The 12,643-nt window shown below is 42.1% G+C and carries 14 protein-coding genes; 9 read left to right on the forward strand and 5 right to left on the reverse strand.

The annotated features are described in order from the left end of the window. Nucleotides 1-62 precede the first annotated feature (62 nt). The gene (locus SOO65_RS16715; RefSeq protein ID WP_321392959.1) at nt 63-635 is read left to right on the forward strand and encodes a DUF192 domain-containing protein; all 573 of its coding nucleotides are present in this window, start codon (nt 63-65) and stop codon (nt 633-635) included. Next, a complete protein-coding gene (locus SOO65_RS16720; RefSeq protein ID WP_321392961.1) occupies nt 628-1,140 on the forward strand; it encodes a sugar O-acetyltransferase in 513 nt (170 codons plus the stop codon). Before SOO65_RS16715 ends, SOO65_RS16720 begins: the two co-directional genes overlap by 8 nt. Here SOO65_RS16720 and ctlX read toward each other — a convergent pair. Beyond that, the gene (gene ctlX / locus SOO65_RS16725; RefSeq protein WP_321392964.1) at nt 1,137-2,030 is read right to left on the reverse strand and encodes a citrulline utilization hydrolase CtlX; all 894 of its coding nucleotides are present in this window, start codon (nt 2,028-2,030) and stop codon (nt 1,137-1,139) included. The genes SOO65_RS16720 and ctlX overlap by 4 nt on opposite strands. Before the next feature lie 115 nt (nt 2,031-2,145). Here ctlX and SOO65_RS16730 point away from each other — a divergent pair, with 115 nt between their 5' ends. Next, the gene (locus tag SOO65_RS16730) at nt 2,146-2,790 is read left to right on the forward strand and encodes a winged helix-turn-helix domain-containing protein (RefSeq protein ID WP_321392967.1); all 645 of its coding nucleotides are present in this window, start codon (nt 2,146-2,148) and stop codon (nt 2,788-2,790) included. A gap of 18 nt (nt 2,791-2,808) precedes the next feature. Continuing rightward, nucleotides 2,809-3,510 (forward strand): DNA alkylation repair protein, encoded by a 702-nt coding sequence (locus SOO65_RS16735; RefSeq protein WP_321392970.1) that lies wholly within the window; start codon nt 2,809-2,811, stop codon nt 3,508-3,510. Here the strand turns inward: SOO65_RS16735 and SOO65_RS16740 are convergent. After that, the gene (locus SOO65_RS16740) at nt 3,507-4,049 is read right to left on the reverse strand and encodes a dihydrofolate reductase family protein (protein ID WP_321392973.1); all 543 of its coding nucleotides are present in this window, start codon (nt 4,047-4,049) and stop codon (nt 3,507-3,509) included. The genes SOO65_RS16735 and SOO65_RS16740 overlap by 4 nt on opposite strands. An 85-nt stretch (nt 4,050-4,134) precedes the next feature. Between SOO65_RS16740 and SOO65_RS16745 the strand changes: the two genes are divergently transcribed. From SOO65_RS16745 to SOO65_RS16765, 5 genes are all read left to right on the forward strand, one after another. After that, on the forward strand, nt 4,135-4,788 hold the full coding sequence (locus SOO65_RS16745) for a YiaD family glycine zipper/OmpA-like lipoprotein (RefSeq protein ID WP_321392975.1): 654 nt from the start codon (nt 4,135-4,137) through the stop codon (nt 4,786-4,788). Between the two features lie 225 nt (nt 4,789-5,013). Beyond that, nucleotides 5,014-5,757: a hypothetical protein gene (locus SOO65_RS16750; RefSeq protein WP_321392978.1), complete on the forward strand. Its 744-nt coding sequence runs from the start codon at nt 5,014-5,016 to the stop codon at nt 5,755-5,757. Continuing rightward, a complete protein-coding gene (uvrA, locus tag SOO65_RS16755; RefSeq protein ID WP_321392981.1) occupies nt 5,745-8,261 on the forward strand; it encodes an excinuclease ABC subunit UvrA in 2,517 nt (838 codons plus the stop codon). Before SOO65_RS16750 ends, uvrA begins: the two co-directional genes overlap by 13 nt. A 31-nt stretch (nt 8,262-8,292) precedes the next feature. Next, on the forward strand, nt 8,293-8,493 hold the full coding sequence (locus SOO65_RS16760; protein ID WP_321392985.1) for a hypothetical protein: 201 nt from the start codon (nt 8,293-8,295) through the stop codon (nt 8,491-8,493). A gap of 207 nt (nt 8,494-8,700) precedes the next feature. Beyond that, nucleotides 8,701-9,459 (forward strand): bestrophin-like domain, encoded by a 759-nt coding sequence (locus tag SOO65_RS16765; protein ID WP_321392987.1) that lies wholly within the window; start codon nt 8,701-8,703, stop codon nt 9,457-9,459. A 131-nt stretch (nt 9,460-9,590) separates the two neighbouring features. On the opposite strand, the gene SOO65_RS16770 is transcribed toward SOO65_RS16765, so the two are convergent. The 3 genes from SOO65_RS16770 to SOO65_RS16780 form a co-directional block, all read right to left on the reverse strand. Continuing rightward, on the reverse strand, nt 9,591-10,547 hold the full coding sequence (locus SOO65_RS16770; RefSeq protein WP_321392991.1) for a hypothetical protein: 957 nt from the start codon (nt 10,545-10,547) through the stop codon (nt 9,591-9,593). A 154-nt stretch (nt 10,548-10,701) separates the two neighbouring features. After that, a complete protein-coding gene (locus SOO65_RS16775; RefSeq protein WP_321400212.1) occupies nt 10,702-12,033 on the reverse strand; it encodes a sensor histidine kinase in 1,332 nt (443 codons plus the stop codon). 211 nt (nt 12,034-12,244) lie between these two features. Next, entirely contained in the window at nt 12,245-12,577 is a 333-nt protein-coding gene (locus SOO65_RS16780; RefSeq protein WP_321392995.1) for a DUF4242 domain-containing protein, read from the reverse strand. Between the last annotated feature and the right edge of the window lie 66 nt (nt 12,578-12,643).

Here is a 12,643-nt window from a genome sequence, read left to right on the forward strand (position 1 = left end):
GTTAATCAGAGTAAAAGGCATTTCAATTTGTCTCATGCTGATCCACTTTTTAAGATGGCAGCATGATCAATAAATTAATCATCCTACTATCTTTACTGACTGTTTTAATTTCTTGTGGAGGAGGAGGTTCCGGAAGCTCAAGCTCCTCTTCATCCAGTACTCCGACTCAAAACACTGAAACACCACAATCAAATCCCTTAAAGGAAGTTGACCTCCTTTCACCCAATGGCGACTCAATCCAGACAAGCATTGCATACACAAAGGATGATCAGCTGGAAGGGCTGCAAAATGTTCAGGACTCAGAATTTGCGGAGAACGAAGGGAAACTATTCTTTTATCTCAACGACAGCGCTCGAACTTTTTGGATGCCTAACACCTACTTCAATCTTGATATCATCTACCTTGATGAGGAGATGAAAATCATAGATATCGTCTGGAATATGCCTCATTACACTGGCGATAATAATGAAGACATTCCAAGGGCCCCCACAATCACTAGTCGTCACGTTCTTGAAATGAAGGCCGGCTCTCCTATTTCTTCGAGTCTTGAAGTTGGTGACACACTCAAGTGGAACTCAACACTCACCTTAGATGAGACAGAATCACAAATTGCTGAGAGATTAGGAAATGAATGAAAAAGAAAAAATGCTTTCCGGTGATCTTTATTGGGCCGGAGATGAAGAACTTGTAAAAGATCGTGAGCGCTGTAAAGCGGCCCTCAAAGAGGAAAATACGAGAAGGCTTATTCCAAATGCACCAGAGAGTCTTTACATCCAATTTCCCTTTTATTGCGACTATGGTTACAACATCGACTGTGGTGAGAATGTCTTCATTAATGCTAATTGCGTTTTTTTAGACGTGGCCAAGATCACGATTGGTTCACATGTACTTTTTGGACCGGCCGTTCAAATCTACACTGCTTCCCATCCACTGGATTATATGACCAGGAGAAAACTGGAATTCGCCAAACCAATTTCAATTGGCGACGACTCCTGGATCGGTGGGGGTGCCATCCTAATGCCAGGTGTGAGCATCGGTAATAGATGTGTCATCGGTGCAGGAGCGATTGTCACCAAAGACATACCGGATGATTCACTTGCTGTCGGTAATCCGGCAAAGGTCATCAAGAAACTAATTTAAAAGACCTCACCCATGAGGCAACGGGCACCACCGCCACCATAGGTTTCAATCGTATTTAGAGATGCATGCAGGATTTTACCTTCTTGAGAAAGTTGCTCTCGCTGTTCCGTTTTTAAACTATCATGGGCCCGGGTTGAGCATATCCAAAACTTCACTCCATTCTGATTTTGAAGGAGGAGCATGTTCCCATCAAAATTCTCCATTTGCTCGTGGGTGATATCAACAATTGCTTTGCCCGTTTCTGCAAAGGTCTTCGTCAGAAGAGCAAGTTCTGAAGGATTGCGAATGGATTCTATGTTGATAATAACGTTCTTCTTCCCCAAGGCCATCATCACATTCGTGTGATAAATCTGCTGTCCATTTTTGTCCACGGACTCAAAGGACACAATTCGATATCCGGACTGCTCCGAAAATACGGTTAGAAGTTCCGGAGACGTTCTTGGAGCAAGACAAGCATAGGCAATCTTAAAGTCATGATCAAAAATTAGACTTCCCGTACCTTCCAGATAAAGACCTCTCTCTCCATAGGACCGTAGATCGATAACTTCCTTTGCTTCTAATGCATCAATCACGTCTTGCCTGAATTCACGGCGACGATTTGGAGCAAACATCGGGAAAAGAAAGACTCGTCCATCTGGCAATTTGCAAAACCAATTGTTGGGAAACAAAGCATCAGGAGTATTTTGTCCGGCCAGTTCTTCGAATTTCAAAATCTTTATTCCATGATCAGTGAGAACGTTTTGAAACCGATCAAACTCTAGTTGGGCCCTTGCCACAATTTCTGATTGAGACTCTACAGAAGAAGTATTTTGAAAACTATTCGACCCACTGGTCTCGGGATTTGAGCAAAAACTGAGGGGCCTTACCATGACAATTGTCGATGCATTCATTATTCAATCCTAACAAATCTAAAAAAATGATGGAAGCCCGTTTAAGGAAGTCAGTACCAGGGTTTAGAAAAATCTCTTTGTGTGTAAAAGTATGGTCTCACACCTAGGAGGGATTATGATCAAGGTACTTTTAGCAACAAATGATTCTATTCTCGAGAGAATGCTTCAGGTAACTCTCACCATAAACGGTCTATCAGTCAACTCTGTGGCCGATTTGGATGGAATTACAGCTCAACTTAGAAAAGATGACTACAATATTCTTTTACTCGATAGAAACTTTTCAGATGCCGGCATTCTGGTAAGACGGGAAGGATTCAAACTACCAGTTCTTGCCCTGACCAAAGCGCCAAAAGCATCTAGCGTGAAGGACATCGAATTTCTGGCCGATCCATTCGACTTCCCTTCTCTGAAACTAAAAATGAATGGCATGTTGAAGAAACGTTTCAATTTGAAAGAGAGAATAATTGAATCCGGGCAGCTTAAAATTGACGTCATCAATCAACTCGCAACGATCAAGAACGAAGTGATCAATCTGGGTAAGGTTGAGTTTGCCATTCTGGTTTCGCTAAGTAGAAAAGCGGGGTCCATCGTTACAAAGGAAAAATTACGAAGTGATCTCGAGGCCCAAGGGCAGTTCTTTAATACCGCGATCTATCACCACATCAAAGAACTGAAACGAAAACTCAAAGTGGCAACAGGTCAGGGCCTTAATATTAAGTTCGTGACAGGAGAAGGTTATCAATTGATGAACGAAGGATGACTTTGATAGCATTAAAAAATGAATGCTAAGTCCATTATCAAAGACATCAAAAGTTATGCTGACCCTTCAAGGGCCAAAGAACTTCAACGTTACTTTAAAACTGGCAAAGGGGAATATGGAGAGGGAGATATTTTTATCGGCCTTACCGTTCCCCAAACCAGATCTTTGGCAAGAACTCATCAACAGGCATCTTTGGAAACAATAGCAGAATTATTGAAATCACCAATTCATGAAATAAGACTCTGTGCTCTTCTGATTCTGGTTCAGCAATTCAGCAAGGTCCTTGAGGAAGATCAAGAACGAATAGTCCGTTTTTATCTTCGTCACAAGAAGTATATCAATAATTGGGACTTGGTCGACTTGTCAGCACCTTCAATATTAGGTTCCTATGCTCTTCGCTCCCACGATTACGGCCTGATAAATAAGCTCATTAAGTCAAAACGTCTCTGGGACCGACGTATCGGGATGCTCTCGACTTTCCCTTTTATTAAAAAGGGCAAGGTCGACATCGTTTATCGGTTTGCTATTATCCTCATGGATGATCCGGAAGATCTCATGCATAAAGCAGCAGGGTGGATGCTCAGAGTGGCGGGTAAAAGAGATCCGGAAAGACTCCTCACATTCACTCAAAAAAATGCTAAGCGAATGCCCAGGACGATGCTGAGATACGCTATTGAAAAGTTCCCTCCTAAAAAAAGAAAGGAACTGTTAAGTCTTTAGTGCTTAGGAACTTTATAAGTCAGCTCTACTCCGCCAGTGCCTCTTTGTTGGACTGATTCAAGTATGAGAGGTGGATTTGTGAGTCTAGGGAACAGCGGAGCACCACCGCCAATTGTGGTAGAGGCCACGTGCAGTTGCATTTCATCTAAGAGATTGGCATCATAAAACTTTCCAGCGAGTTCTCCCCCACCCATGATCCAAATTGTTTTGCCATTGGCAATTTCAGACATTTTCTGATGAACCGGAACGACATCACCTCTTACGATTCGTATATCAGCGTTATCAATCAAAGGAAGATTCTCTTTAGAGGTAAAGACAAAACTCGGAACTTTATAAGGCCAAGATTCTTTGGACTTTGAGAGATGATCATACAGCCACATATAAGTAGTCGATCCCATGGCAAGGACTCCAACACTATTCACAAAATTTTCAATGACATTGCCCTCCGGCTCGCCGAATTGAAAGAGCCACTCAAGAGAATTATTTTTGTCAGCGATGTATCCATCCAGGCTTGTTGCCGCGAAGTAAATTGTCTTCATATTGACCTCTGCAAATTTACTTTCATTCTACAGGGCAGGAATCTCATGAGTAAAGGTATTCACCGTACCCTGCAAGGAGTTAATTATGAAATCAATTCTAGCTTCCTTACTTGTTCTTTCAATTCTCTCCGTAGGATGTTCCAGCGATAGTAAAAATAAAAAGACCATGGCGGGTGCAGGAATTGGGACTGCAGTCGGCGCAGGAGTGGGGGCCATTTTAGGAAAAGAAAAAGGCGCAGTGATCGGGGCCGCATTGGGTGCCGGGATTGGTGGATATGCAGGACACAGAATGGACAAGCAGGCCGCAGAACTTGAAAAGATAGCCGAAACAAAACGCACTGAAATGGGACTCGTTACTAAACTCAAGAGTGATATTTTATTCGACACCGGCAAAGCAGAGTTAAAAGCAAATGCTCAAACGAATCTTAAACAGATGGCGGATATTATGAAAAAGTATCCGGAAAATATTCTCAACATCAAAGGCTATACAGACAACACTGGCAAATCCACAACAAACGAAAAATTATCTCAAAGTCGTGCAGACGCTGTTAGACAAGCGCTCATTAGAGATGGAATGCCTGCCAATGTCATTAGCACGGAAGGAATGGGACCAGCTAATCCCATCGCCAGTAATAACTCTGCCGATGGAAGAAAGAAAAATCGCCGAGTCGAGATTGAAATCACAGTGGATCAATCAAAGGTACCAAAAGAAAAGAAACAAGCTCAGGAAGAAAATTAATTACTCTTTCTGATAGAAACAACTGTTTCTGATATCGGCCAAGGGATCATCCTTGATACATATCAATTGCTGAGGTTCTGTTCTTTTATCTGGACTGGCGCAAGAGACTAGAAACAATAGGAAAAGTATAGAAGTTTTCATACCGCATATAACGCAAACAATCTCCGCTTTGTGACGGCCTTAGGCGTCTCCCTAAGAATTAAACAAACCACTATGATGTGCTTGATGAAATACATCTGGATAATTCTTATTTTCCTATTCATCGATCAAGCCAAGGCACAACAGTACAACTCAGATAGTTGGCTCTCTAAGCCTCATGGAACAGTCACAGTTATTCCTACGGTGGGAGAACGAAACTCTATGCTGATGTCGACTTTCTCTCTTTTCCCTGACTGGGAATTTACTTACGCAATTTATACTTACAACAAGGACGATGACCCAAGAACAGATGATGGACACTCTACATCTTGGTACGCCAAGTACATGTTCTGGCAAAATGATGAGAAGAACGGAGGCGGATCCGTAAAATTTGGTACCGGTATGTTTCCCGGCACGATTAAAGGAGAAAGCAGTTTCGATGATGCTTTCAACACCTATTGGGTAAATTTTCCATTCACCTTTCCCTTTGCCCATAACAAGTTCTCTTGGGACATCATGCCAGGAGCAAGTGTTACACGAACCTATAAGCCCGATGATACAACCAATGCGCTGGGGTTCACCTACTCCACCCGTCTTGCTTATTATCCCTGGGATCAAATCTGGTCAATTGTGGGAGAGGTCTTCGGAACCGAAGGGCAAGTTTATGCTAAACCCGAATATAAGATTGGCCTTCGATGGGAACCGAACCAATACGCAACATGGGCTTTGACCTACGGACAAGAGTTTAATGGCAATGAAGGAGCAGGTGTAGAATTTGGCGTGATGATTTTCACTCCACAATTTGCTTGTTTTGGCCCATGCAAGAATTAAAAGATCAGGGTTTCGTTAGAGTTCGCGGCGCTCGTGAGAACAATCTTAAAAATATCGATGTGGATATCCCACGGGATGCCTTGGTTGTCTTCACCGGTGTATCGGGCTCTGGTAAATCATCTCTCGCCTTTGGTACTCTCTATGCTGAGGCCCAGAGGAGATACCTCGAATCAGTTTCTCCATACGCCCGAAGATTATTCAACCAAATGTCTGAGCCCGACGTGGATGAAATCGATGGTCTTCCACCTGCAGTGGCCCTGCAACAGCAAAGAGGAACTCCTTCTACTCGCTCTTCGGTTGGAAGTGTGACTTCACTTTCAAATTTACTTCGTCTTCTCTATTCGAGGGCCGGAACTTATCCACCTAAACAAACTATCATTTATGCAGAAGGATTTTCTCCTAATACTCCCGAAGGAGCATGTCCAGTTTGTCATGGTCTAGGAAAGATCTACGATGCGACTGAAAAGTCCATGGTGTTGGATGACTCGCTCAGTATTCGCGAGAAGGCCATCGCTGCCTGGCCCACTGCCTGGGGAGGACAAAATCTGCGGGATATTCTTGTAACTCTGGGCTTTGATATTGATGTGCCTTGGAAAAAACTTTCTAAGAAGGACCGTGACTGGATTCTTTTCACCGATGAGACACCATCGGTGCCTGTGTATGCCGGCTTCAATGCAAAGGAAGTCAAAGTGGCCCTTCGCTCTAAAATGGAGCCGAGTTATTATGGAAATTTTGTCAGTGCCAAGAACTATGTTTTAAATACTTTTGCCACCACTCAAAGTCAGCTTATGAAGAAAAGAGTGGCGAAATTTATGGTGAGTGCTCCTTGCTCAGAGTGTAAAGGGAAGCGTTTAAAAAAAGAGGCCCTCTCAGTCACTTTTGAGGGTCTGGATATAACTTCACTCTCCCAGCTTCCCCTTAAACAATTGAATCTCATGTTCTCATCCTATGCTGATGGGTCTTCGCCTGTTTTGAAGAAAATGAGTTCTAAACATCCAGAACAAGCATTGGCCGCCACAACTTTGGCCAGTGAGATCATGGCAAGGATTCAAGTCCTACTTGATCTGGGACTTGGCTATTTGTCGCTAGAACGAAGTACCCCTACACTATCTCCTGGAGAACTTCAGAGACTAAGACTCGCCAACCAAGTGCACTCGAATCTTTTTGGGGTCATCTATGTTTTGGATGAACCTTCCGCAGGACTTCACCCTTCAGACACAGAAGCACTCCTGAGAGCGTTTCAGCGACTAAAATCAGGAGGCAATTCTTTGTTTGTAGTTGAACATGAAATAGATGTGATTCATGCGGCAGATTGGATCGTAGATGTTGGACCTCTGGCCGGAGTTAATGGCGGAGAAGTTCTTTACAGTGGCCCTCCTAGAGGACTCCTTAAAGTTTCAGAGTCAGTAACAAAGAACTATCTATTCGGAAAACACCAGTTCGAACAGAAGACAAAGCGTTCTGCAAGCGAATGGCTGCAACTCAGAAACCTTAAGCGCAATAATCTTGATGCTCTTGATATCGATTTTCCTCTCGGAGTTTTTACCAGCGTGACGGGAATCTCTGGTTCAGGAAAATCCACTCTCGTTGGACAACTCCTTGCGGGCCTGGTCTTAAAAGAATTGGGACACGAATCGGCCACAGATGAAGATGTTCCTGATCTTGAAGATTCGGTAATTGAAGAGCTACAAGGTGAAATTAAAACTGGCATGTCCCGAATTAAAAGACTCGTTCAAATTGACCAAAAACCCATTGGGAGAACTCCTCGTTCAAATCTAGCGACTTATACCGGACTTTTTGATTATGTTCGTAAACTTTTTGCGGAGACAAAACTCGCCAAATCCAGACGCTATGATGCGGGAAGATTTTCATTCAACGTTTCCAAAGGTCGTTGTGAAAATTGCCAAGGTGAAGGTTTTGTCATGGTAGAGTTACTGTTCCTTCCAAGTGTTTATAGTCCATGTCCCATTTGTCAGGGGACGCGGTTTAATGCAAAAACTCTTGAGGTAAAATATAAGGGCAAGAATATTTCAGAGGTCCTCAAGCTTACAGTCGATGATGCCCTTTTATTTTTTGATAAAGAACCTCAGGTCATGAGATCTCTATCCATGTTAAAAGAAGTTGGTCTTGGTTACATTCAGCTAGGTCAACCTGCTACAGAACTCTCAGGGGGTGAGGCCCAGCGGGTGAAGCTCGCGACTGAACTTCAAAGGATTTCCAAAGGTGAGACGCTCTATATTTTGGACGAGCCCACAACTGGCCTTCATCCCTCCGATGTGGAGAGACTTTTATCTCAACTGAATAAACTTGTGGACGCTGGCAATACGGTCATAATGGTTGAGCATGATATGAAGGTCATTGCTGAGAGTGATTGGATTATAGACATGGGACCTGGTGCTGGAGATGAGGGAGGAAAAATTGTGGTAACCGGCACTCCTGAAGTCGTGGCTCGTCATAAGAAAAGTTTGACCTCGAAGTATCTTCAGAATTTTATGGGGACTTAATATTTTAGGTCTCTAAACCGATAAGATACATATGAAAACATTTATCCTTTTTACGATTTTTCTTTCCCTCACCTCGTTTGCTGCTGAGGACCCGAGAAAGAAAATGGATTACGGTGATAAGCAACTTCTACAACGAGACGTTTGCAGAAAACCCATCGAGTATCTTCAGACGAGATATCCTGATTTCACTAAGGAACAACTCGAGAAAATGAAATCGGAGTGTAAGTACTAATCTCTTCCATCTTCCTTTCACTCTCTTTCGCTAAACCCCTTAAAAGATCACAATGTTTGCTTGATCATATTCCGGTTTGAATATACAAACATTGCATATGTTATTTAGAATTCTAGCTGCTCTCATTTACCGAAGACCTAAAAGATCACGCAAACTTTTGCGTTAGTTTCTGGCCCTTTCTTTGCTTCTCTTGCGAGAGGAGCCACTATGGAAACGAACCAGTATACTCCCCTTTATATCTTCCTACTTTCGTTTTTCGTTTTAGTTGTCGTCTCTTACTTCGCCTATGGTTTCGGAAAGAAGATGAAACTCAAAGGCAAAATTAAAACCTCTCCCATCATTACACCAAGTGTACTGGGTCTACTTTCCCTGATTCTGAGCTTTTCATTCTCCATGTCTATTTCACGTTATGAGGAAAGAAGAAAACTCGTGATTCAAGAGGCCAATGCCATTCAAACCGCCTATCTCAGAGCGACAATCTTAAAACCAGTTCCTGGTATTGATGTGAGAAAACTTTATCGCGATTATCTCAACACTCGAATCAAGTTTTATGAGGCCCAAGACCTCGATAAAGAAATTAAGTACTCCGTAGAAGAGCAAAAGGATCTTTGGACTCACTATAAGAAAGTGACTGAGAAAGACAGATCAGCAGTGGAGACTCTTTACGCTTATGCTCTTAATCCCATGCTTGATATAGCGACCACACGGAATTATACCCTAATGAGGACGCTACCCATTCAGATATACGCTCTCACACTCTTAATCGCCATTGTGGCCTTCACATCACTTAACTTTGACCGAGGTTTTAAGCACGAAGAGAATCACTGGAGCACAGGAGTAACCATTGCTCTATTCTGTGTCATTTTTACTTTCGTGTATGACATCGATCATTCCCGGGATGGCATGATTACGATTAGTCAGGATGCGATGTATGACATTAGGGACTTTATCAATAGCTACAACTAGATTACTTTATTACCTCAAATTGCTCTTTTTCTTTAAACTGCAATAGTTGCATCTTTAAGTTGATCAACGATAAAAAATAAAAAGGCCACCCTAGGGTGGCCTTTATCTATCAAATTATCTGTCTAAAAAAACTAGAATGTATTGATGTAAGCGCTGATACCAAGGTTCGTTCTGTCATCACGGATGTCTGACGGAATAAACTGAATGTTCGGGTAAAGGAAGATATCACGAGAAAGTGAAATACCTACACCGAACGACTGATACACAACACGCTTCTCGTATGTGTCCCAGGCCATCTCACGAGTTTGTTGATAAACCTGCCAGCCCCAAAGAGTTCTTAGGTTGAATGTATCGTTGATCACGTATTCAAGTACTGGGTAAAGCTGCCAAACGTTTTTAGCAAGACCTTGATTTGTTTTATCGAAAGAGTAACCAGTCCATTCGAACGTAGCACCACCAGATAGACCGAAATCACCAATATCTCTCATCCATGTAGATGCGATATCGTAACTAGCACGGTAACCGGCCTGACGCTGTTGAGTGTTCGTAATAAGTGTTGGAGTAAGTTGAGTTACAACTTGGAAACCCCAAACGCGAGCTAGGTTTGTATAGATTAGATTCGGGTCACTTACAGTAACGTCTTGCTTAGTTTTGTTGAACTCTTTTTTAAGAGCTGGATCATTTGTTTTGATGCTTGAGTTGAACGGAGTATTCATGAATACACCGGTACCAAGTGTTAAGCTGTTAAGAGGATTGAAACGGTATCTAAGACCAACGTTAGCAGTTAGATATTGAAGAGTGAGGGCATCAGCACCAGAAGTAATGTTGGGTCTTTGAGCAGCACCTGGCTTCTCTACCGAACCACCTTGGTAATTGATAGCAAAGTTACCAGACCATTTAGAAAGTGAACCACTTGAAGCACGAAGACGGCGGTTAGTAATAACCTGGTCAGCTTCATCCACTTTGCCTGGTTTGGCAGCAGGAGTAGTTTCTGTTTTTTCCTCTTTCTTTTCAGTTTTAGCTTCTTGAGCGAAGGCTGAGAGTGAGAGACCTAGGATCATCGCGATCAGTAAAAGAGACTTGGACATTGAATTACCTCTACAATTTTTTATTGAGGAATAGAGAGTAATTGTTGGTTTTCGATTTTGTAAGAAAAAAAAAGAGATTTCTTAATTTTTTCTTGTGATTTGTTGTAGAGAATTTCACAAAATCTTACATTTCTAACAAAATTTTAATCTCAGATTAATGTGTGAAAGAATCCTCACAGGGGATCCAAAAACCAAAGGTCGACCCCACGCCTACATGGCTTTCGACGAAAACTTTGCCTTTATGGGCCTCAACGACCTCTTTCACATTCGCGAGACCCCTTCCGCTACTTTCTTCACCGGCGGTTGGTTTAGTACTGGTCTTTCCATGCTCAGTGAAAAGATTTTGTATTTCTGATTCCGGAACTCCGAGGCCCTCATCTTTGACAGTAAGATAAAGCCTTTTACGGGCCCAATCCATCCGAACTTTCATTTCAATTTGTGAGTGTGGATTCGAGAATTTGATTGCGTTCGAGACATAATTTAAAATAGCGAGCTTGATGAGGGCCATATCAAATATTCCATGCCGAGGAAGGTTTTCATCTCGCTCAAGTGTGAATCCAATATCTTTTCTTCTGGCCATGGAAATAGAATCATCTTCCACTTCTTCCAAAAAACGATCGATATCATTTGAGGTCAAAGTTAATTGTCTTACCTCTTTCTTTAAGTAGACCAGTTCCTCAATCGTTTTCATCATAGAATCAGTGTTTCGCTTTAGTATCGAATATACGTGTTTCGAATTCTTTCCCAATTGTTGGTACCGCTCACCTTTTTCAAGTAGAGACAAATATCCTCTGATCACTGTCAAAGGATTATTGAGATCGTGAATAATATTTTTGAATAATTTTTCCACAGAAGAGCTTCGGGCCAGCGCCTTTTTCATTTGGCCGTGGAAGACAATTAAAGATATCCCCTCCGCCACTTCCTGAAAGAGCTGCACATGTGATTCAATATAAGTACCTGTTGAGTTGCTCGAGAAAAAAAGAAGTCCTATGTTCTGATTTTCTACGACTGAAGGACAAATAAGAGAAGATTTCAGTCCTTCTTTAATGGCCAGATTTAAAGTTGCAGATTGAGGATAGGAAACACACAGCTTCTCCAGATCGTTAATGATAACGGGACTGTTCTTCGCTAGTATTTGCTGGATGAGTAAATCATCCTCGACCCTAATCGAATAATTTTGGTGCAAGAACTTAATTTTAGATTTTGACTTTACCCAGATAATCCTTAGTGCGTCTCCCTCTTCTTCCAAAATCGCCACCCCGATCCTGTCAAAGGGAATGACTGAATCCAGACTTTTAAAAAGTGAATCAAGGATATACTCAGAGTACTCACCCTTATTAAGCTTGTGATGGATTGATGCGAAGATTCTACCCAATTCCGATTTTACCTTCACGAATCGTTTCATTTCCTCGAGCAATTTATCAAACTTCTGAATGTCCTCTTCTAGTGTTTTTTCTGAGATATGATAAGGATCAAAGAACTGCATATTATCCACTAAGTTCCTCCTGCATTAGACAGTGTATGAAGGAGAGCGTGAACTTGTTAAGGTGAGGTGCCTAAGAATGTTGCAGTCAAAAACTAGTTAAACAATCGTGTTAATCTTAAACGGATACGCTAACTAAGTTTTGCTCTGGATCATGATACCGACCATGTCGGATGGATTATTTTTTTGCAGGGGCCTTGCGACCCCAAGCAATTTATTGTCGGACCTCGGTTTGTTTTTCTTTAGTGTCTGTACCTCTAAGAAAAGTTTGAAGTCCCGTTGTCGTTGGATCCAAGACGGTCTTGACCTCAGAGATCTTATCAATAGGAAAATTTGCCTGTTTAGCGTGTTCACGGAGAATGTTTTCATCGTTCGCAAGATAAACACAATACACCTTGTCACCTGTCACATAGGATTCTCTCCACTGAATATCTGGGCCAAGATTTCTTAGAATTTCATTCGAAGACCCGGTCATTTTTCTAAAATCATCCTCTGATGAATTACCGACGCCTTCTAAATTTCTCTCAATAATATATTTCTTAAGCATATAAACCTCCTGTTTAATAGGACTCTCAACCCTAATACTCTGAGCTTTTATAGGCTTATACACCTG

This window comes from Peredibacter starrii (assembly GCF_034259205.1).
GTDB classification, from domain to species: Bacteria; Bdellovibrionota; Bacteriovoracia; order Bacteriovoracales; family Bacteriovoracaceae; genus Peredibacter; species Peredibacter starrii.

Coding starts and splice junctions, on each gene's coding strand:
- ctlX (WP_321392964.1), bottom strand. CDS start 2,030: ATGAATGCATCGACAATTGTCATGGTAAGGCCCCTCAGTTTTTGCTCA.
- SOO65_RS16775 (WP_321400212.1), bottom strand. CDS start 12,033: ATGCAGTTCTTTGATCCTTATCATATCTCAGAAAAAACACTAGAAGAG.
- SOO65_RS16770 (WP_321392991.1), bottom strand. CDS start 10,547: ATGTCCAAGTCTCTTTTACTGATCGCGATGATCCTAGGTCTCTCACTC.
- SOO65_RS16765 (WP_321392987.1), top strand. CDS start 8,701: ATGGAAACGAACCAGTATACTCCCCTTTATATCTTCCTACTTTCGTTT.
- SOO65_RS16750 (WP_321392978.1), top strand. CDS start 5,014: ATGAAATACATCTGGATAATTCTTATTTTCCTATTCATCGATCAAGCC.
- SOO65_RS16745 (WP_321392975.1), top strand. CDS start 4,135: ATGAAATCAATTCTAGCTTCCTTACTTGTTCTTTCAATTCTCTCCGTA.
- SOO65_RS16730 (WP_321392967.1), top strand. CDS start 2,146: ATGATCAAGGTACTTTTAGCAACAAATGATTCTATTCTCGAGAGAATG.
- SOO65_RS16780 (WP_321392995.1), bottom strand. CDS start 12,577: ATGCTTAAGAAATATATTATTGAGAGAAATTTAGAAGGCGTCGGTAAT.
- SOO65_RS16760 (WP_321392985.1), top strand. CDS start 8,293: ATGAAAACATTTATCCTTTTTACGATTTTTCTTTCCCTCACCTCGTTT.
- SOO65_RS16715 (WP_321392959.1), top strand. CDS start 63: ATGATCAATAAATTAATCATCCTACTATCTTTACTGACTGTTTTAATT.
- SOO65_RS16735 (WP_321392970.1), top strand. CDS start 2,809: ATGAATGCTAAGTCCATTATCAAAGACATCAAAAGTTATGCTGACCCT.
- uvrA (WP_321392981.1), top strand. CDS start 5,745: ATGCAAGAATTAAAAGATCAGGGTTTCGTTAGAGTTCGCGGCGCTCGT.
- SOO65_RS16740 (WP_321392973.1), bottom strand. CDS start 4,049: ATGAAGACAATTTACTTCGCGGCAACAAGCCTGGATGGATACATCGCT.
- SOO65_RS16720 (WP_321392961.1), top strand. CDS start 628: ATGAATGAAAAAGAAAAAATGCTTTCCGGTGATCTTTATTGGGCCGGA.